This is a genomic window from Tolypothrix bouteillei VB521301 (genome assembly GCF_000760695.4).
GTDB lineage: Bacteria > Cyanobacteriota > Cyanobacteriia > Cyanobacteriales > Nostocaceae > Scytonema > Scytonema bouteillei_A.
Map to the genome: position 1 here is coordinate 8,127,468 of NZ_JHEG04000001.1, position 22,004 is coordinate 8,149,471.

A 22,004-nucleotide genomic window follows, 5' to 3' on the forward strand; every position below is an offset into this window, starting at 1 on the left:
AGTTGGGTATAGGAGATTTTACATTTCAGCGCATAGTTTGTTTTTAACTAATATAAATTAGGACGTTTTATGTTGAAATTTTTTTTATATAGTTTTCCGTTTATGCTGTTAATATGCCCTGCTGTCTGGGCAGCACCTCCAGAAGAGAATTCTAAAAACTTGCAAGGACAAGTCACTTCTGTTTCCGAACTTTCCGATGTCAAACCAACTGATTGGGCTTTTCAAGCATTGCAATCGCTAGTTGAACGCTACGGTTGCATTGCAGGTTACCCTAACTCCACTTATCGCGGTAACCGTGCTCTCAGTCGTTATGAGTTTGCAGCCGGGTTAAATACTTGCATGAACAGGATTTCTGAATTACTTGCAACCAGTACGAGCGAACTAGTGAGGAAGGAAGATCTGGCAGTGCTGCAAAAGTTGCAAACAGAATTTACGACAGAACTAACGACTTTACGCGGGCGGGTAGATGTACTTGAAGCACGCACGGCAACACTAGAAGCACAACAGTTTTCCACAACGACCAAATTAAATGCCCAAATTATTACTGCTATCAGCGATACTTTTGGTAATAGTGTAGGTGGTAATGGCGATCGCTCGGAAGCCTATTTTGCAGATCGGGGTCGTCTTAACTTTGAAAGCAGTTTTACGGGCAAAGATTTATTACGAGTTCGTCTGGAATTTGGCAACTTCTTAAATTCTAATGGTACAAGTCAAATTGCCTCAGCCACGGGTACGGGCATGACGCGCTTGAATTTTGACACTGATAGTAACAATGACCTGAGCATTCCTCACGTTCGTTATTACTTCCCGGTTAGTGACTCTCTTTCTTTTGTAGTTGGACCCACAGGTATAGGCTATACAGATATAACGGACACAGTCACTCCTGCCACGATCGCAGATGATGGTAACGGTGTCCCATCGCTATTTGGTCAATACAATCCTGTCTTCCGACGGGGTGGTGGTGGTGCAGCCGTTAACTGGAAGCTCACTAAAGACTTAACTCTGACACTAGGCTATTTGGCGAACAATCCCAATGTTCCATCTGACAAAAATGGGTTATTTAACGGTGGATACAATGCGCTCGCCCACTTAGTCTATTATGGCAAACAAGGTGCGGTTGGTGTTGCTTACTCTCACGGGTACAACCCCAGTAGAACAGTCAGTCTTATAGGTGGAACGGGTAGTGTCTTGGCAAATGCGCCCTTTGGAAACAACATAGCAACTTCCAACAACATAGTTGGGGCGCAAGGATACTATCGCTTTTCGCCCCATTTTCAGATCCACGCTTGGGGCGGATATATCTGGGCAAATGCGAAAAACTCGGGGTTCAGCGATATTTCCAATGGCACCGGCGGAACCGATTCACTTTTTGTAAGAAGTGGTGACAATGCCAATGCTTGGTATGGGGCAATTGGTATGTCCTTTCCAGATGTCGGAGGGAAAGGTAACCTTCCAGGAATCCTCTTTGGGTTACCACCACACGTTTCTAACAGCGATGTTCGTAAAGATAGCGATCGCGCTTACCACGTTGAAGCGTTCTACCGCTGGCGTTTAAATACCAATATCTCAGTCACTCCCGGTTTCTGGGTAGTTATTAACCCAGAAAATAACAGCGACAATGATACTCAATATGTGGGTGTGATTCGCACAACCTTTGATTTTTAAGTTGCTTAAGCTAACCTAAATCAGGGTTTTCACCCTGGCTTTTGCTTTATCAAACTCGAGATGTTTTCATCGCAACTGTTTGCTCTGTCGATCGTGGCAACGAATTAGCACGGATAGCGCGGAACATCCCGAATCGGCAGAGCCCCGCGCCAAATGCAAGCCGCATCAGAAGCAAGGTAGGTACTTCGCGCAGAGATTTTATGAAACCAGATAAACCAAAACGTACCAATCCCTCTGGGCGAGCCACTCCTTGCCAAATAGAATCCAGCCAAGAAGGAAGTGTTTGTACCGTCCAGTCTGCTGTCATCACTTCCCCCTCGACCAATCCCGTCGCTACTAAAAGCTCGGAAAAGCCTTCAATGCTGGAAAAAGCTGGATGAGACCACTGATCTAGAAGTTGTTTCATGACTGGTTTCTCCCAAAAATTGAGCGGGTTTTGGCGATCGTCTCTTTGATTCCAGTCAGCTAAAACCATAATTCCACCCGGTTTTAGCACCCGCATCAACTCTCTGGCAAAAATAGCTTTATTTGGCATATGCGGTCCGGCTTCAATCGACCAAACGACATCAAAACTAGCATCTGGGAAAGAAAGTGCCATGGCATCATCCACAAGAAACTTGACGTCAAGTTCCTGAGAAGTTAACTGCTGGGCGCGTTGGACTTGTTGGGGACTGATAGTAATACCTGTGACTGCAAATCCGTAATCCCGTGCCAAAATGCGACTGCTACCCCCAATTCCACAGCCAACATCTAAGACGGTAGTACCGGGGGGTAATTTGTCTAAACCTCCCCAACGTACCATTTCATGCACAAAGTCAGATTTAGCAGCTAGAAAATCCTTCCTTTGTGGGGGTGAACCATAATGACCTAAGTGGATGTGTTCGCCCCAGTAAAACTCCAGAATACCGTCTTCAGTCCATTGGTCATAGGAATTGGCTACGGATTTAGATGATTGATAACGTCTTGCAGTTATTAGATACAACGCGAGCAAGACCATCAGTAATGCAAGAAGAACTCCCAGCGTAGAAAAAAACCAATTCATGGAAATAACATCTTAATATTTATTTACAATTTTATCCTATTGCTCAACTAGAAGAATCTTAAATTGCTCTTAGTCATTGATTCGGAACCGAACAAGCAGTTTTTTTCAAATAAACGCTGAAATTGTTACAAGCCATTCTATCTAGGGAACTCTAACTGTGGTGGATACGGATGGAAATTCAGTGATGGCAGCTACCTCTGCTTGGTTAGATATAGTTAATGGGATTTTGACAGGTGGGATGTTGTTACTATTAGGGATAACACTCACGAACCTCGGTTGTGCCAACGCCCAAGTGAGTGCTGATGGCACTCTCAATACCACTGTTTCTCAAACTGGCAACAATCATTTCACCATCACCAATGGCAACAGGGTAGGCAATAATTTATTTCATAGTTTCGCTCAGTTTTCAGTTCCTACAGGAGGAACTGCAATTTTTGACAATACTAGTGATGTACAGAACATTTTCAGTCGTGTTACAGGGGGTCATGCTTCTAATATTGATGGATTAATTCGGGTAAATGGTGCTACCAATCTGTTCTTGCTGAATCCATCTGGTATCTTTTTCGGTCCCGGTGCTGAATTAAATATTGGTGGTTCTTTTTTAGGAACAACTGCCAATAGTATTAAGTTTGCCGATAATACACAGTTTAGTGCTGTTAATCCCTCAGCATCTCCTTTGTTAACAATTAGCGTCCCCATTGGTTTACAATTTGGGCAAGACGCAGGACCGATCGCGGTGAAAAATTTAGGTCATCGTTTGAAAGTTGGTAGTTTTGTTCTCGCTTATGACCCCGCGCAGAATCCGTCTGGATTAAGGGTAAATCCTGGTAAAACACTGGCGTTGCTAGGTAATAAAATTGACTTTTCCGGTGGTGTTCTCGGTGCTACCAACGGATCTATTGAACTCGGTAGTGTTGAGTTAGGAAGTGTTGGTCTGAACCAAACCACACAGGGTTGGACATTTGATTTTTCTAATGTAGAAAACTGGAACGACATCCAGTTGACTCAGCGATCGCTGCTAGATGGTACTGGTTTCGGTAGCAGTAAAATTCAACTCCAGGCTAAAAATATTGCCATCTCAGGTAACTCATTTGTGGGCACTCAAAACCTAGGTTCGCTAGCACAGGATCGGATTCAGGTCAATGCAACGGAATCTTTGAAAATTGCCGAAACAAGCTATTTAGCAAGTATAACTTTGAATACAGGTAAAGGAGCAGACATATCTGTCTCTACCCGACAACTACAACTTCAGAATGGCGGACAAATTACTAGTAGTACTTTAAGATCGGGTACAAGCGGTGATGTTATTATCCATGCATCTGAGTTTATCCAGAGTAATGGGTTTTCTTCAGACTTTTTTACTTCTTCAACAATTTCGTCAGGCTCCTTAGGTTCCGGTAAAACAGGAGATATTCATCTACTAACCCAAAAACTGAGCGTGACTAACAGCGCTAGTATTCAAACATATACATATGGCTCGGGGAACGGTGGCGATCTTTACCTTAATGTTTCCGATTCAATTAACCTTGTTGGGAACAATGCTGTGACCTCCGTACTCAGTAGTGTAGGCTCATCAACATTCGGTACTGGCAATGCTGGTAACGCGATCGTCACAACTGCAAAATTGACTGTGGACAATGGGGGTACTTTTGGCTCTTTGACTCTTGGTGCGGGTAATGCTGGTAACCTGAGCGTCATAGCCTCAGACTCGATTGAGGTACGCGGTGCAGCACCAAGTGGCAACGTGACAAGTAGCCTTGGGGCTTACGGACTTATTTTGAGTTCAAAGACTCGGGCTTTGCTTAATATCACAACTCCCCTCAGTGGAAATGCGGGTACAGTTATACTGACAACACCGGAATTGCGAGTTTCAGATCGAGGAAATGTAGCAGTTAGAAATGATGGTACAGGCAATGCAGGTAATCTTGAGATTAATGCAGATCGGGTCATTCTCACAAAGCAAGGTACGATTACTGCTGCTACGCAATTTGGCAATGGCGGAAATCTACTTCTCAATGTTCAAAAAACTTTACTCATGCGTGGTAACAGCAAACTTTCAGCAGAAGCAAGGGAAGGAGGTAACGGGGGCAATATTACGCTCAATGCTCCTTTTATTGTGGCAGTTCCTAAAGAAAATAGTGATATTGTTGCCAATGCTGTACGCGGACGCGGTGGCAACATTCTAGTCACCACTCAAGGATTACTGGGGCTAAAGTTTCGTCCCCAACTGACTTCTGAAAGTGACATCACCGCCAGTTCCGAATTTGGATTGAGCGGTACAGTTCAAATTAATACCATCGGCATCGCTCCAAATACTGCTGTCGTAGAATTGCCAGCAAACGTAGTCGATCCATCTCAGCAAATTGCCACAGATTGTGCAGGTTCTCAAAGCAGTCGCTTTGTGGCAACAGGACGTGGTGGTATACCGCAAAATCCCAATCAACAACTAAGCAGCGATCGCACTTGGGATGATACACGCGATCTGTCTGCTTACCGAAAAACAACTGATGTTGCTCTCCAAACGCCCCTATTTCCAGAACTGCTTGTAGAAGCTACAACTTGGCATCGCAATGCCAACGGAGAGTTGGAGTTAATTGCACCGCCATCTCTCACTCACACACAAAAATTGCTGACCTGTGCTGATATTGTCAAACAACACTAGTACATAAAAGCTCGTGTTAAAAGCCATTCTATTTGGGGAACTCTAACCATACACAGGTACGGAAAAAATTAACTGATGAAAGTTACCTCTGTTCGATTGAGTTGCGTCAAGAGAATAATAACAACTGGGGTGCTATTACCATTGGGGATAATGTTCCCCGACATTAGATATGTTAACGCTCAAGTCAGTTCTGATGGTACTCTCAACACCAGTGTTTCCCAAAGCGGCGATCGCTTCATTATCACTAACGGCAGTGCTACAGGCAGCAACCTGTTTCACAGCTTTCGTCAATTTTCCGTTCCCACAGGTGGTTCAGCCACCTTTGATTTAGCCAATACGCCCAACATTTCCACCATCTTCAGTCGCGTCACCTCTGGCAGTATTTCTCAGATTGATGGCTTAATTGAGACCATTAACAGCAATCATCCCGTGAGTCTGTTTTTAATCAATCCTAGTGGAATTATTTTTGGAGCGAATGCAAAACTCAATATTGGCGGCTCATTCATTGGTACAACGGCAAGTAGCATTAAATTTGCCGATGGCATGGAGTTGAAAGCCACTGAGGCAATGGCACCTCCTATGCTGACGGTGAGCGTACCCATTGGCTTGCAGTTTGGTCCAAACTCAGGTGCCATCTCCGTTCAAAATGCCAGCCCTTCCCTTTCGGAAACTTCACCAGGCATCACCCCGATGCCTGGAAAGACACTCGCTTTGCTGGGAAATGGCATTGATTTAGCAGGAGGCATTTTAAAAACCGTAGATGGTTTGATTGAACTTAGAAGTGTTCGCTCGGGACAAATTAACCTTCAAGAAGCATCTGTTGGGTGGGCATTTGATTATGCCGGTGTTGGGGAAGGACTGAGCGATATCTACTTGAGCGAGCAGGCAAAAGTATCGGGCTTTGGATTTGGAAGTAGTACAATCCAAATGCATGGCAGAAATATCAGCATTGTGGAAGGTTCAACTGTGACTACTCAAAATCAAGGTAGTTTTTCATCAGATCGAATTGCGATTCATGCCACTGAGTTGTTCAGTCTTGAAGGCACAAATCCACAAGGAAAACGCAGCCAAGTGACAAGCAGCACTATTGGCATGGGGAAGGGAGGAGATATTACAATCTCAACCGGACAACTCTTACTGCGGGATGGGGCCCAAATCCTTGCTCAAAACTCGAGTTCGGGGCAGGGTGGGAATATCGTGGTGAGGGCTGCCGAGTTTATCTCAGCAAATGGACTTAACCCTGTCAATCCTTTAGAAAGTACATCAATTCTGACAGGCACACTTGGTTCGGGAAAAGCAGGAAATGTGGCTCTTTCAACCCAAAAACTCATAGTTGCTAACGGCGCTGCTATTGGGTCACTTACTGGCACAACTGCCGATAGTGGCGATGTCCAGATTAATGCCTCAGACTCGATAGATGTTGTTGGAATTAACAACATTACATTTCTTCCTACCTTTGTGGCATCATTAACAGTAGTACGTGGAAATGCCGGTAATCTGACGATTTCAACAGCGCGACTCACAGTTAGAGATGGCAGCTTAATTTCTTCTTTGACTAGCGCAACAGGAAATGCCGGTCATGTCAAAATCGTAGCATCAGAGTTTATTGATATAAACGGTGCTTCACCGGATGGCTTTCTCACTAGCAGCATTGGTTCTAATGCAGTACGCTTTCATCCTATCACCCGTACAACTTATAACCTAACGGAATTGCCCAAAGGGAATGCTGGAGGTGTATTCCTCATAACGCCACAACTGCGCGTTAAGGATCGAGCCGAGGTGGGGGTCAGAAATGACGGTACGGGCAATGCAGGGAATTTAGAGATCTATGCAGATTCAGTTGTCCTAAACAATCGAGGAGCAATTTCTGCCGCCACCCAATCTGGAAACGGCGGCAACTTACTTCTGAATGCTCAACAATTGTTGCTGATTGACGGGAATAGCAAAATTTCTGTGGAAGCAAAGGGAACTGGAGATGGTGGCAATATCGCGATAAATGCTCCCATCGTTGTCGGTTTAAACAACAGTGATATTGTTGCTAATGCCATACAAGGTAGAGGCGGCAATATCCAAATTACCACACAAGGAATTTTTGGATTGAAGTTCCGTTCCCAACTGACTCCTGAGAATGATATCACTGCGAGTTCCCAATCTGGGGTGAGCGGTACAGTGCAAATTAATACCATCGGTATTGCTCCAAACACTGCTGTCGTAGAACTGCCAGCAAACGTAGTCGATCCATCTCAGCAAATTGCCACAGGTTGTGCGGGTTCTCAAAGCAATCGCTTTGTGGCAACAGGACGCGGTGGTATACCGCAAAGCCCCATTATGCAAACAGTAGGAGAGCGCACTTGGGATGATACACGCGATTTGTCTGCTTACCGACAAACAAATAAGGTGACAGCCCAAACTCCCCCGTTACCGGAGGTTCTCGTTGAAGCGACTTCCTGGCATCGCAATGCCAAAGGCGAGTTGGAGTTAATTGCACCGCCATCTCTCGCTCCCAAACAACAATTGCTAACCTGCGCTGATATTGTCAAACAACACTAGCACGCAAAAGCTCGTGTTAAAAGTTATTCCATTTGGGGAACTCTAGCCATACACAGGTACGGAAAAAATTAACTGATGAAAGCTGCCTCTGTTCGATTGGGTTTGGTCAAGAGAATAATAACAACTGGGGTGCTATTACCATTGGGGATAATGCTCTTCGATCTTGGATGCGCCAAAGCTCAAGTTAGTTCTGATGGTACTCTCAACACCAGTGTTTCTCAAAATGGCGATCGCTTCATTATCACTAACGGCACTGCTACAGGCAGCAACCTGTTTCACAGCTTTCGTCAATTTTCCGTTCCCACAGGTGGTTCAGCCACCTTTGATTTAGCCAATACGCCCAACATTTCCACCATCTTCAGTCGCGTCACCTCTGGCAGTATTTCTCAGATTGATGGCTTAATTGAGACCATTAACAGCAATCATCCCGTGAGTCTGTTTTTAATCAATCCTAGTGGAATTATTTTTGGAGCGAATGCAAAACTCAATATTGGCGGCTCATTCATTGGTACAACGGCAAGTAGCATTAAATTTGCCGATGGCGTAGAGTTGAAAGCCACTGAGGCAATGGTACCTCCCCTGCTGACGCTGAGCGTACCCATCGGCTTGCAGTTTGGTCCAAACTCAGGTGCCATCTCCGTTCAAAACACGAGCCATTCTCCCTCGGAAACTTCACCAGGCATAGGGGTGATGGCTGGAAAGACACTCGCTTTGCTGGGAAATGGCATTGACTTAGCAGGAGGCATTTTAAAAACCGTGGATGGCTCCATTGAACTTGGCAGCGTTCGCTCGGGACAAGTTGATCTTCAGGAAGTATCCCTTGGGTGGGCATTTGATTACTCTAACGTTGGGGAGGAACTGAGCGACATCCACTTGAGTAGGCAAGCACAAGTCTCTGGGTTGGGATTTGGAAGTAGTGCAATCCAAATGCATGGCAGAAATATCAGCATTGTGGAAGGTTCGGCTGTGACTACTCAAAATCTCGGTTCTCTCTCATCTGACCGGATTGCGATTCATGCTACTGAATTGTTCAGTCTTGAAGGCACAAACCCACAAGGAACTATACGCAACCAAGTGGCAAGCAGCGCTCTTGGTTTGGGGAAGGGAGGAGATATTACAATCTCGACCGGACAACTCTTGCTACGAGGTGGAGCCCAAATCACGACTCAAAGCGTTAGTTCGGGGCAGGGTGGGAATATCGTAGTGAAGGTCTCCGAGTCAATCTTAGCGAGTGGATTTAACCCTATCAATCCTTCAGCAAGTACATCAATTTTGACAAACTCAGCTGGTTCTGGAAAAGCAGGAAATGTGGCTCTTTCAACCCAAAAACTCATAGTTGCTAACGGCGCTACTATTGGATCGACTACTTTCACAACTGGCGATAGTGGGGCTGTCCAAATTGATGCTTCAGACTCGATCGATGTTTCTGGAATTAACAACATTACATTTCTCCCTAGCATTGTAGCTTCATCAACAATAGGATATGGGAATGCAGGTAGTCTGACGATCTCAACGGCGCGACTTATCGTTAGAGAAGGAGGTTTAGTTTCTTCTTCGACTGGCGCAATAGGAAATGCTGGTAACGTTAAGATTACAGCATCAGAGTTTATTGACGTAAATGGTGCATCGTCGCACAGCTTTCTCACTAGCAGCATTGGTTCTAATGCACTCCGCCTCGATCCTGTTACCCGTAAAATTTATAACCTACCCGAAATTCCCAATGGGAATGCTGGAGGTGTAGTCCTCATAACGCCACAATTGCATATTACGGATCGAGCCGAGGTAGGAGTAAAAAATGATGGTACGGGCCACGCAGGGAATTTCGAGATTTATGCAGATTCGATTGTCCTGAACAATCGAGGAGCAATTTCCGCCGCCACCCAATCTGGAAACGGTGGCAACCTACTTCTGAATGCTCGACAACTGTTGCTTATCGATGGGAATAGCAAAATTTCTGTGGAAGCAAAGGGGGCTGGTGATGGTGGCAATATCTCGATGAACACTCCCGTCGTTGTCGGTTACAACAACAGCGATATTATTGCAAATGCCATACAAGGCAGAGGCGGCAATATCCAAATTACCACACAGGGAATTTTTGGATTGAAGTTCCGTCCCCAATTAACTTCTGAGAATGACATCACCGCCAGTTCCCAATCTGGGGTAAGCGGTACGGTTCAAATTAATACCATCGGCATCACTCCAAATATTGCTGTTGTAGAATTGCCAGCAAACGTAGTCGATCCCTCTCAACAAATTGCAAGTGGCTGTGCGGGTTCTCAAAGCAGTCGCTTTGTGGCAACAGGACGCGGTGGCATACCGCAAAATCCCAATCAACAACTAAGCAGCGATCGCACTTGGGATGATATACGCGATTTGTCTGCTTACCGCCAAACTCGTGAGGTGACAGCCCAAATTCCCCCATTACCGGCGGTTCTCGTCGAAGCGACTTCCTGGCATCGCAACGCCGAAGGAAAAATTGAGTTAGTTGCACCGCCATCTCTTGCTCCCAAACAACCATTGCTGACCTGCGCTGACATTGTCAAACAACATTAGCACGCAAAAGCTCGTGTTAAAAGTTACTTCATTTAGGGAATCATAACTATGTACAAGTATTAAGAAAAATTAACTGATGAAAGCTGCCTCTGTTCGATTGAGTTGCGTCAAGAGAATAATAACAACTGGGGTGCTATTACCATTGGGGATAATGTTCCCCGACATTAGATATGTTAACGCTCAAGTCAGTTCTGATGGTACTCTCAACACCAGTGTTTCCCAAAGCGGCGATCGCTTCATTATCACTAACGGCAGTGCTACAGGCAGCAACCTGTTTCACAGCTTTCGTCAATTTTCCGTTCCCACAGGTGGTTCAGCCACCTTTGATTTAGCCAATACGCCCAACATTTCCACCATCTTCAGTCGCGTCACCTCTGGCAGTATTTCTCAGATTGACGGTTTAATTGAGACCATCAACGGCAATCGTCCCGTAAGTCTGTTTTTAATCAATCCCAGTGGAATTGTTTTTGGAGCAAATGCAAAACTCAATATTAGCGGCTCATTCATTGGTACAACGGCAACGAGCATTCAATTTGCTGATGGTGTGGAGTTGAAGGCAACTGAGGCGATGACACCCCCCATACTAACGGTAAGCGTACCCATAGGCTTGCAGTTTGGTCCAAACTCAGGTGCCATCTCCGTTCAAAATGCCAGCCCTTCCCTTTCGGAAAGTTCATCAGGCATAGGGGTGATGCCTGGAAAGACACTCGCTTTGCTGGGAAATGGCATTGATTTAGCGGGAGGCATTTTAAAAACCGTAGATGGCTCTATTGAACTTGGCAGCGTTCGCTCGGGACAAGTTAACCTTCAAGAAGCATCTGTTGGGTGGGCATTTGATTACTCCAACGTTGGGGAAGGACTGAGCGATCTCCACTTGAGTGAGCAAGCACAAGTCTCTGGGTTGGGATTTGGAAGTAGTGCAATTCAAATGCATGGCAGAAATATCAGCATTGTGGAAGGTTCGGCTGTGACCACTCAAAATCTCGGTTCTCGCTCATCAGATCGGATTGCGATTCATGCCACTGAGTTGTTCAGTCTTGAAGGCACAAACCCACAAGGAACTATACGCAGCCAAGTGGCAAGCAGCGCTCTTGGTTTGGGGAAGGGCGGAGATATTAGCGTTTTGACCAGACAACTCTTGCTACGAGGTGGAGCCCAAATCGCAACTCAAAGCGTTAGTTCGGGGCAGGGTGGGAATATCCTGGTGAGGGCTGTCGAGTTTATCTCAGCAAATGGACTTAACCCTGTCAATCCTTTAGAAAGTACATCAATTGCCACAACCTCAGCTGGTTCGGGAAAAGCAGGAAATGTCACTGTTTCAACCCAAAAACTCATGGTTGCTAACGGCGCTGGTATTGGGTCACTTACTAGCTCAACTGCCGATAGTGGCGATGTGCAGATTGATGCCTCAGACTCGATCGATGTTTCTGGAATTAATAACATTACATTTCTCCCTACCTTTGTAGCTTCATCAACAATAGGATATGGTAGTGCGGGTAATCTAAGCATTTCTACGGCACAACTCACAGTTAGAGATGGCGGCTTGGTTTCTTCTTTGACTAGCGCGATAGGAAATGCTGGCAATGTCAAGATTATCGCCTCAGACTTTATTGACGTAAACGGTGCATCACCAAATAATTTTGTCCACAGCAGCATTGGTTCTAGTGCAATACGCCTCGAATCTATCGATCCTGTCACCCGTGCAACTTATAACCTACCCGAAATTCCCAATGGAAATGCTGGAGGTGTAGTCCTGGTGACGCCACAACTGCGCGTTAAGGATGGATCTGAGGTGGGGGTCAGAAATGACGGTACGGGCAATGCAGGGAATTTCGAGATTTATGCAGATTCGATTGTCCTGAACAATCGAGGAGGGATTTCCGCCGCGACGCAATCTGGAACCGGCGGCAACCTACTTCTGAATGCTCGACAACTGTTGCTGATTGACGGGAATAGCAAAATTTCTGTGGAAGCAAAGGGAACTGGAGATGGTGGCAATATCGCGATAAACGCTCCGGTGGTTGTCGGTTTCAACAACAGCGATATTGTTGCTAATGCCATACAAGGTAGAGGCGGCAATATCCAAATTACCACACAAGGAATTTTTGGATTGAAGTTCCATCCCCAATTAACTTCTGAGAATGATATCACTGCGAGTTCCCAATCTGGGGTGAGCGGTACGGTTCAAATTAATACCATCGGCATTGCTCCAAATATTGCTGTTGTAGAATTGCCAGCAAACGTAGTCGATCCATCTCAGCAAATTGCCACAGGTTGTGCGGGTTCTCAAAGCAATCGCTTTGTGGCAACAGGACGCGGTGGCATACCGCAAAATCCCAATCAACAAGCAATAAGCGATCGCACCTGGGATGATACACGCGATTTGTCTGCTTACCAAAAAACTCGTGACGTTGTTGTCCAAACGCCCCTATCTCCAGAACTGCTTGTAGAAGCCACAACTTGGCATCGCAATACCAAAGGAGAGTTGGAGTTAATTGCACCGCCATCTCTCGGTGGCGAACAACAATTGCTAACCTGCGCTGATATTGTCAAACAACACTAGTACATAAAAGCTCGTGTTAAAAGTTATTCCATTTAGGGAATCATAACTATGTACAAGTATGGGAAAACAATTGATGAAAGCCACCTCTGTTCCATTAAGTTGCATCAAAAGGATGACAATAGCACAAATTATTCAAACTCAATCTCGTGAATGACTTATGCTTTTCCAAATGAAACGGTATCGTTGGCTATATATCAGTCTAAGCACTTTGAGCTTGTGTTTGGCAGTCACCATTATGCCTGCAAAAGCATCGTTACCAGTATTAACAACCTCTAACTTTAATGCGCCATCACTTATTTCCGCATCGTTTTCCCAGCCCAGTAACTTGCTAGAACAAGGAAGGAACTTCTACCGCTTGGGACGCTTTGCAGAAGCACTGACAGCTTGGCAAACAGCTGCACAGCAGTACAATATTCAAGGCGATCGCCTTAACGTTGCTCTCAGCTTGAGTTACCTCTCATTAGCACAACAAGAACTCAATCAGTGGGAAGCCGCCCGCCAATCTATTGAGCAAAGCCTAAAACTGTTGCAAGCAGCTACACCTCCTGCTGATGCAATTCTCTGGGCGCAAGCACTCAACACTCAAGCCAATTTGCAACTGCACGTTGGCAAAGCCGAAATTGCTCTTGAAACTTGGCAACAAGCTCAAAAATTTTACGAGCAAGCAGGCGATACGATGGGAAGCTTGGGGAGCCAGATCAATCAAGCACAAGCTTTACAAAGTTTAGGATTTTACCGTCGCTCCAAACAGCAATTAGAGGCGATCTCCCAAAAGCTTAAAGCGATGCCAAATTCTGAAATCAAAGTCAGTGGGTTGCGCTCCCTTGGCTTAACCCTGCAAACGATCGGCGATCTTAAAAGTCAAGAGGTTTTGGAGGAAAGTTTAGAGATTGCTCGCAAAATAGAAGCCAAACCCCACTTAAGTTCTATCCTTCTAAGCTTGGGAAAAAATGCTGTAGACTTGCAAGATCCTAACGCAGCACTGGATTATTTTGAACAGGCAGAACAAGTCGCTACCAACCCAGGCGATCGGTTGCAAGCAAGTTTAGCTCGTTTTAAACTTTTCCTCAACCACAATAAACCCGAGCTTGCAGCCCCACTTGCACCTCAACTGTTACAACAATTTCAGACACTTCCCACCAGTCACAGTTCTCTTTACGCTGCTATCAATTTTGTTGCTACCCTCAACGGGGGTGAAAGCCCTTCCCAAATTTTACCACTTAAAGACCAGGCGCAACTCATGGCGGCCACAGTTCAATCTGCACGCCAGATTCAAGATGCTCGCGCAGAAGCTTATGCACTGCATCAATGGGGTCAACTCTATCGTCAGATGCAGCAGTGGTCAGAAGCAAAGCAACTCGCTCAACAATCCCTCAATATTGCTCGTCAACTCCAAGCTGAAGATATCATTGCTCAATCAGCTTGGCAGGTAGGACAATTACACAAGCAACAAGGCGAACGAATTCAAGCAATTAGCGCCTATACCGAAGCGGTGAGAGCACTCAAAGCATTGCGGGGAGATTTGGTTGCTGTCAACGCTGATGTCCAGTTCTCTTTCCGCAAAAGTGTGGAGCCCGTATACCGAGAACTAGTTGGTTTACTCCTAGATGGACAACCGAGTCAAGCAGCACTAGTACAAGCCCGTGAATTGATTGAGTCTCTCCAACTTGCAGAACTTGATAACTACTTCAGGGAAGCGTGTTTAGATAAAGTCCAGCAAATTGACCGGGTTGACCCTACAGCCACAATCGTTTATCCCATTATCTTATCCGATCGGCTAGCACTGATTCTCTCAAATGCCGGACAACCACTTCGTTATTATGTCATTCACAAATCTCAAGCAGAAATTGAACAAACTATAAGTAAATTATTACTTTTTTTCAATCCAGTCTCAGATTCCCAAGAGCGGAAGCGGTTATCCCAACAAGTTTATGATTGGTTGATTAAACCGTTGGAAGTGGATCGAGCCCTTCAGGAGACGAAAACATTAGTGTTTGTTTTAGATGGTCAATTACGGAATATTCCAATAGCAGCTTTGTATGATGGCAAACAGTACCTCATTGAAAAGTATGCTGTTGCAATCTCGCCAGGATTGCAATTGATGGCGGCGCGATCGCTCCAGTTTCAAAACATCAAAGCCCTCGTAGGCGGTATCAGCCAATCTCGCGCTGGTTTTAGTGCTTTACCTGATGTGGAATTGGAACTCAAACATATTTCAAAGGCTGTACCATCTTCCGTTTTGTTGAATCAAGAGTTTACCAGCCAAGCTCTTGCCGCTCGGATGAGATCTAGTAACGCTGATGTTGTCCACTTAGCAACTCATGCACAGTTTAGCTCTCGCCTTGAAAATACATACTTAGTGACTTGGGATGGACAAATCAATATTAAAGATCTGTCAGAACTTTTAAAAAATCAGGGTAGCAATTCATCGAAAATTATTGAGTTATTAGTGTTAAGCGCTTGTGATACAGCAACAGGAGACGATCGCGCCGTCCTTGGAATTGCGGGTTTGGCTGTCAAATCTGGTGCCCGCTCAACCATTGCAACCCTATGGCCTGTCAAAGATAAAGCAGCTGCCATGCTCATGACTCGCTTCTACGATCGACTCAAACAACCCAGAATCTCCAAAGCTGAGGCATTACGCCAAGCACAAATGGATTTAATTCGCCAAACTGATTTCTTCGATCCGTTCTTTTGGTCTGCTTTCGTTTTAGTTGGCAATTGGTCTTAAATACGTACAATTACTGAGTTAATTTGAAAAAATAAAGACATTTTTTATGGAGTTTTAGTTAAGGGTAGTTTATACTGCTAATAATCTGCCACATTAATTTTGGTAGATTGCAAGCTCCCTGATTTTTTAAGGGTTAATCAATCGCGAATGGGGTTTAAGACCTTCCATCTAGTACTCTCATGTTTCTTGTTCCCCTCCTCTAGCTGGGAATATAGAGTATGAGATTCTGGCTCTCGTAGCAAATCACAAAAGGCGGGGCCCAAGGTGAAGGTACTTCGAGGCTCTGCTTCGGAATGAGGTGAGGGTCTGACTCATCATTCAATTTTAACGTATCTTTTATTACAAACAAAAAACGAGGTAGAAAATAGTGAAATCTTGGTATTTGATTAGTGTATTAAGCATTATTGCTCTAATCGCTAGCAATGCATGGACGAGCGCCCGTGCTATCACATTTACACCACCCCCTAACAATGGCGCTCCCAGACAAGCAACAGGAGGGGCTTCTCGTGGCAATCTCTTTACTCCCGTGTCTGGAAATGGCGCTCCCAGACAAGCAACGGGAGGGGCTTCTCGTGGCAATCTCTTTACTCCCGTGTCTGGAAATGGGGCTCCCAAACAAGCAACGGGAGGGGCTTCTCGTGGCAATCTCTTTACTCCCGTGTCTGGAAATGGGGCTCCCAAACAAGCAACGGGAGGGGCTTCTCGTGTTGGAAATTCTAACGTAAATCCTTTGATAGAGGCAGAAACCCCAGCAGCACTCATCGCTCTGTTACCCCAAACTTTTTATGGCACAACGGTGTCCGAACGCCCTACAATTTTGGTTTATTTGCCTCCTTCTAATGCAGAAGAAGCTGTATTCAGCCTGAAAGATGAAGCTGGCAATACGCAGTATCAGATGACTATTCCAGTGGCTGGAAAAATTGGAGTCATTGCTGTTAAATTGCCAGTTCACGCACCTGCTTTAGCCGTTGGAAAAAATTACCAATGGTTCTTGGCACTTAAAGTGGATGGACAACTCAGCCCAAGTACACCTTATGTCGATGGTTGGATACAACGTATTCAACCTAACGTTGAGTTAGCAACTGCAATGCAACAAAAAGATGCTTTCAAGCAGGCTGCTGCTTTTGGGAAAAACGGTGTTTGGTATGACTGTATAGCAACACTTGCTACTCTACACACTGCCCAACCTGCGAATGGAACCCTTGCCAAGCAATGGGCAGAACTTCTTTCCTCGGTTAGCTTAAAGGAAATTGCGACAGTTCCCGTTATTATTGACTAACTTATACAGGTGTTGGTGAAGTTAAGCTTTACCAATGCCAACTGCTGATATTAATGATATATATGGCGCAAATATGTGGCGCAAATTTCAAGCTTTTATCCAACGAACTCGCAGTATTTTGATTATTACTCCCAGTGTTACCCTAACAGTTCTGGTTGGGCAATCGCTGGGATTGTTCAATTTGCCTGAGTGGAAACTTCGGGATGAATGGGTTCGCCTACGCCAGGTGATGCCAATACAAGAGACAATAGCTAATGAAATTGTTGTTGTTACCATTGATGAACGTGATATCCAATCGGTGGGTAAATGGCCAATTCCAGATTGGGCACTGGCACAATTACTTGCAAAAATTCGGGCGCAACAACCCAGAGCTATTGGCTTGGATCTCTATCGGGATCTGCCAGAAGGAAAAGGGTACGAGCAACTGGTACAAATTTTCCGCACCACTCCTAACTTGTTTGGGGTCGAGAAAATTACTGGTGAACGAGTCAACCCTCCTCCAGAACTGAAAAAGCGCGATCGAGTCGGATTTGCAGATTTAGTTCTGGATGGAGATCGTCAGGTACGTCGTGCTCTCCTGACAGCAAAAGATGCAAAAGAGCAAGATACTCTTAAAGCAGGACTGGCAACTCGTGTGGCGCTACAGTATCTTGAAGCCGAAGGAATTGCATTAGAAAGCATTGACCCCCAGCAGCAAAAGTTTCGATTGGGTAAAGCGGTTTACTCACCACTTAAGAATCAAGAAGCCGGTTATCCAGAGATTGAGTTAGGCGGCTATCAAATTCTACTCAACTGGTACGGTTCGGAAACAGCTTTTCACACAGTGACTCTACGCGATGTATTAGCAGGGAAACTTCCAGCAAATTTAATACGCGATCGTATGGTATTTATTGGTTCAGTCGCTGCGAGTACCAATGATTTCTTCAGCACGCCCTTTAGTTCTTCCTTCATATCTGCCCAAAAACCTACACCCGGTGTTGTTGTTCACGCCAATATTGCTTACCAGCTAGTGCAAGGGGCAAAAGTAGGAAACACAAATCTCCATGGGGTTTCTGGCATTTTTCTACCGCTCTGGATTGTGTTTTGGTCTACCGTCGGTTCTACAGGGAGTTGGTACTTAGCTAGCGTGCGTACCGGTCGGCGAATTCCAGGTGGCAAAATTCTTTGGGCTACTGTACTCATTTGTGTGGCATATATGGCAAGTGCCTGCGGTATATTTTTGAATGGAGTGTTGATTCCAGTATCACCTGTTTTAGCTGCATTTATCAGCAGTGTAATCGCAACAACAAATGCTTATAAACAAAGGAAACTAGAAGAAACAAATCGCCAACTAGAAATTGCTAACAATCAACTATCAGATTATTCCAAAACCTTAGAGATCAAAGTCGAAGAGCGAACTCACGAACTGTTTGAGGCAAAGCTAGCTGCTGATGCTGCTAACCAAGCAAAAAGTGAGTTCCTAGCAAATATGAGCCACGAACTTCGCACACCGCTGAATGGCATCCTTGGATATGCACAACTGTTAGAGCGATCGCCAAATCTCACAGACAAAAGTCGGGAAGGAATCAGCATTATCCACCAGTGTGGCTCGCACCTGTTGATGCTGATCAACGATATTCTCGATCTCTCGAAAATAGAAGCTCGCAAACTAGAATTGGTGACAACAAACGTACATTTACTGACCTTTCTGCATAGTGTGACCGAGATTTGCAGTATCCGAGCCAAACAGAAAGGAATTGCGTTTAACGTTTTCATTAGCGATCGCCTACCATCTGCCATTCAAACAGATGAAAAGCGATTGCGGCAAGTGTTAATTAATTTACTAGGCAATGCTGTCAAATTCACAGATACTGGTAGCGTTACATTTAAAGTAAATGCGATCGCTCACCAGTGTCAACAATTGACAGGTGACACCGGACAAATAACACATCAAACAATTCGCTTCCAAATTGAAGATACGGGTATCGGGATGTCGCCAAAACAACTGGAGAAAATCTTCTTGCCTTTTGAACAAGTAGGCGACAGTGGCAAGCGAGCTGAGGGGACTGGTTTGGGATTGACTATCAGTCAAAGAATTGTGGCATTGATGGGAAGCCAAATTCAAGTACAAAGTCGTCTGGGTGAGGGGAGCGTGTTTTGGCTGGATTTAACAGTACCGCTTTCCCATGATTGGGATGCAAGAGTTGCGCCACTCAATCGGCAAATTATTGGAATTCAGAATAGTGAACCTCAGATTCTGATTATTGATGATGATGACAAGCACCGTTCCATGTTGATGGGTGTGTTGCAAGAAATTGGCTGTCGAACCTTGGAAGCAACTGATGGCAAACAAGGACTCCAGATGGTTGCCAAATACAAACCTGATGCGATTTTGCTTGATTTAGCCATGCCTCATATGGATGGTTTTGAGTTTATGGTTCATTTGCAAGCAAATCCGCAAACCCATGACATTCCTATTATCGTCTCCAGTGCTAACGTATTTGAGGAAAATCGTCAGCAGAGTTTACAAGCAGGGGCGCTCGCTTTTCTACCCAAACCCCTACAGATCGACGAACTGTTTAATATGCTGCAATCGGTGCTGGGAGTGGAGTGGATTTATGCTCAATCCACACCTCAGCAGTTATTTCCCAAACGTCAGGAAATTCCTGAGAGTGAGTGGGTTCTTCCATCCCAAGATGTTTTGCAACAACTTTATCACTTAGCAATGATGGGAGATATTCCAGCCATTGAGGGCATACTAGAAGCGTTAGCCCCTTCCGATCCAGGATTAGCATCCTTTGTGGCTGAATTGAGTCAACTGACTGCTAATTTCCAAACTAAACAAATACGTACATTTTTAAAAAACTGTATAACTAAGGAGACAAATAAATGATGGCTGATTCTTACTTAAAGTCAATACGTATTTTGTTAGTGGATGACAATCCAAATAATATTAAGGTACTTTCAGAAGCAATACACGCATATGGCTGGAAAGCTCTGATGGCAACAGACGGAGAGTCAGCGATCGAACAAACAGAATACGCTCAACCCGATCTCATTCTCCTAGATGTTATGATGCCCGGTATCGATGGATTTGAGACTTGTCGCAGATTGAAAGCCAATCCTGACACTCAGAATATCCCAATTGTGTTTATGACTGCTCTGTCAGATTCTACGGACAAAGTGAAAGGATTGGAAATTGGTGCAGTTGATTACATTACCAAACCCTTTCAGCAAGAAGAAGTCATTGCTCGATTAAAGTTACATCTTAAAATCTCTCATCTCACCCGTACTCTAGAACAAAGGGTACAAGAACGCACGGGACAATTAACCAAATCATTACAACAATTACAACAAACTCAACTACAACTGATCCAAAGTGAGAAAATGTCCACTCTAGGACAACTTGTTGCAGGTATTGGTCATGAGATTAATAACCCTATTGGTTTTATTGGAGGAAATTTCTGCCACATTGAGGAATATATAAACGATCTTCTGCGTTTATTGAGGCTCCAACAACAAAAGCTACCACCATCTCCAGATATTGAAGAGCTTATTGAAGAAATTGATTTAGAGTATTTAACTGAAGATTTACCAAAACTGCTAGCATCAATGCACCAAGGAATTGACCGTCTTAAGGACATTAGTCTCTCTCTTAGAACTTTTGCTCGTGCCGATATATCCTCTAAAGTTGAGTTTCAAATTCATGAAGGTATTGATAGCACTTTGATGCTTTTAAAACATAGATTAAAAGGTAACGGAGATTGCCCTACAATCGAAATTGTTAAACAGTATGGTGATTTACCAGCAATTACTTGCTATCCCGGACAACTGAACCAAGTTTTTATGAACATCATCGCTAATGCCATTGATGCATTTGATGACCTCGAACGCAGCAATTCTTCTCAAGAGATGGCTGCTTTTCCAAACACAATTACGCTCGCTACATCGGTTGATTCCGAGCAAGGAACTGTCACAATTTGCATCCAAGATAATGGTCCTGGTATAGTTCCTGAAATACAAGCTCGAATTTTTGAACCATCTTTTACAACCAAGCCTGTAGGTAAAGGGACTGGACTGGGATTAGCTATCAGCCACCAAATTATTGTTGACAAACATAACGGACAAATCAGCTGCTCATCAGTCCCCGGTACAGGTACGAAATTTACAATTACTCTTCCAATTGCGAGTGATTGTTAACTATCGAACAAACTTCCACTCTAAGGTTTTAATGGGTGAAGTCTGTAGTGCTTCTGAAAGTTCTTCATTACTGTCAAATTTTAATTTTTCCAGATAAGTAGCCTCTACATTTACAGTAAACTTGTCTTCTAAAAAAGGCCAAGGTTTGACTGTTACCCCATCACTGCGTTCTATCACATCATAACGATTGCCATCTGGCAGAGTAGCAATTTCTAAAGCACGTTCGCCCACAGGTAACATCCGATTGCACAAGATAAGGGACAGGCGATCGCACCACTGAAAAAACTCGTAAGCTTCTGCTGCGTCGTCTTTTGAAATATTCAACTCCTGTCGCCACTGTTCCTGATGTTGGAGTTGCTCGTCCAAAAACTTATCCAACTCTGGTGACTCTCCACGCTTACCTTCATTCAGAAAGCTCATGTGCATGGAAATCATCATTGCCACCCACCGTCCCCGATATCGAGCGTTGTGCGTGAGTTGTCGCAACTTGTTTATATCAGTTTTTTTAGCAAGAGTAAAGTCTAAAGGTGCGCCCGCTTCTGTCAGGTGATTGCCTTCCCATTCCTTTTCCAAATCGTCGTGATGGGAAATAGCAGCAATTGTCTCCAGCCAACGTACAGGACGTTTTGTAGGATGCCAGTGTCCGGCAATCTGAGCAGCAAGCAAAGCATGGGCGCGATGGTAAATCACTTCCCAACCTTTTTCGTGTAAATTAGCAATCATGAATTAAACTTAGATGCTCGTGTAATATGGATTTGCTTTCTCATATTGCACTGATTC

At 44.6% G+C, this 22,004-nt stretch carries 11 protein-coding genes; 9 read left to right on the top strand and 2 right to left on the bottom strand.

The window, feature by feature from the left end; genetic code table 11:
• Positions 1-69: 69 nt before the first annotated feature.
• Positions 70-1,665, top strand: coding sequence for an iron uptake porin (locus tag HC643_RS33265; protein ID WP_038073380.1), 1,596 nt, complete (start codon positions 70-72; stop codon positions 1,663-1,665).
• Between the two features lie 49 nt (positions 1,666-1,714).
• Here the strand turns inward: HC643_RS33265 and HC643_RS33270 are convergent, their stop codons facing one another.
• Entirely contained in the window at positions 1,715-2,707 is a 993-nt protein-coding gene (locus HC643_RS33270; RefSeq protein ID WP_038073377.1) for a methyltransferase domain-containing protein, read from the bottom strand.
• A 184-nt stretch (positions 2,708-2,891) separates the two neighbouring features.
• Between HC643_RS33270 and HC643_RS33275 the strand changes: the two genes are divergently transcribed.
• The 8 genes from HC643_RS33275 (at position 2,892) to HC643_RS33310 (ending at position 21,224) form a co-directional block, all read left to right on the top strand.
• Positions 2,892-5,369 (top strand): two-partner secretion domain-containing protein, encoded by a 2,478-nt coding sequence (locus HC643_RS33275; RefSeq protein WP_038073579.1) that lies wholly within the window; start codon positions 2,892-2,894, stop codon positions 5,367-5,369.
• Positions 5,370-5,444: 75 nt separating this feature from the next.
• Complete coding sequence (locus tag HC643_RS33280; RefSeq protein ID WP_237266001.1) at positions 5,445-7,919, top strand: beta strand repeat-containing protein; 2,475 nt, start codon at positions 5,445-5,447, stop codon at positions 7,917-7,919.
• A 75-nt stretch (positions 7,920-7,994) separates the two neighbouring features.
• Positions 7,995-10,472 carry a beta strand repeat-containing protein gene (locus tag HC643_RS33285; RefSeq protein WP_038073371.1) on the top strand — a complete coding sequence of 826 codons (2,478 nt, stop codon included), beginning with the start codon at positions 7,995-7,997 and terminating at the stop codon, positions 10,470-10,472.
• Between the two features lie 76 nt (positions 10,473-10,548).
• Positions 10,549-13,035 carry a two-partner secretion domain-containing protein gene (locus tag HC643_RS33290; protein ID WP_038073368.1) on the top strand — a complete coding sequence of 829 codons (2,487 nt, stop codon included), beginning with the start codon at positions 10,549-10,551 and terminating at the stop codon, positions 13,033-13,035.
• Positions 13,036-13,192: 157 nt separating this feature from the next.
• The gene (locus tag HC643_RS33295) at positions 13,193-15,766 is read left to right on the top strand and encodes a CHAT domain-containing protein (protein WP_038073365.1); all 2,574 of its coding nucleotides are present in this window, start codon (positions 13,193-13,195) and stop codon (positions 15,764-15,766) included.
• Positions 15,767-16,133: 367 nt separating this feature from the next.
• Positions 16,134-17,045 (top strand): DUF928 domain-containing protein, encoded by a 912-nt coding sequence (locus HC643_RS33300; RefSeq protein ID WP_167844802.1) that lies wholly within the window; start codon positions 16,134-16,136, stop codon positions 17,043-17,045.
• A gap of 73 nt (positions 17,046-17,118) precedes the next feature.
• Positions 17,119-19,917 (top strand): CHASE2 domain-containing protein, encoded by a 2,799-nt coding sequence (locus HC643_RS33305; RefSeq protein ID WP_038073577.1) that lies wholly within the window; start codon positions 17,119-17,121, stop codon positions 19,915-19,917.
• Positions 19,917-21,224 (top strand): hybrid sensor histidine kinase/response regulator, encoded by a 1,308-nt coding sequence (locus HC643_RS33310; protein ID WP_408019772.1) that lies wholly within the window; start codon positions 19,917-19,919, stop codon positions 21,222-21,224. The genes HC643_RS33305 and HC643_RS33310 overlap by 1 nt, the downstream gene beginning before the upstream one ends.
• Here HC643_RS33310 and HC643_RS33315 read toward each other — a convergent pair whose 3' ends face one another.
• Complete coding sequence (locus tag HC643_RS33315; RefSeq protein ID WP_038073357.1) at positions 21,225-21,947, bottom strand: DUF3891 family protein; 723 nt, start codon at positions 21,945-21,947, stop codon at positions 21,225-21,227.
• Positions 21,948-22,004 lie beyond the last annotated feature (57 nt).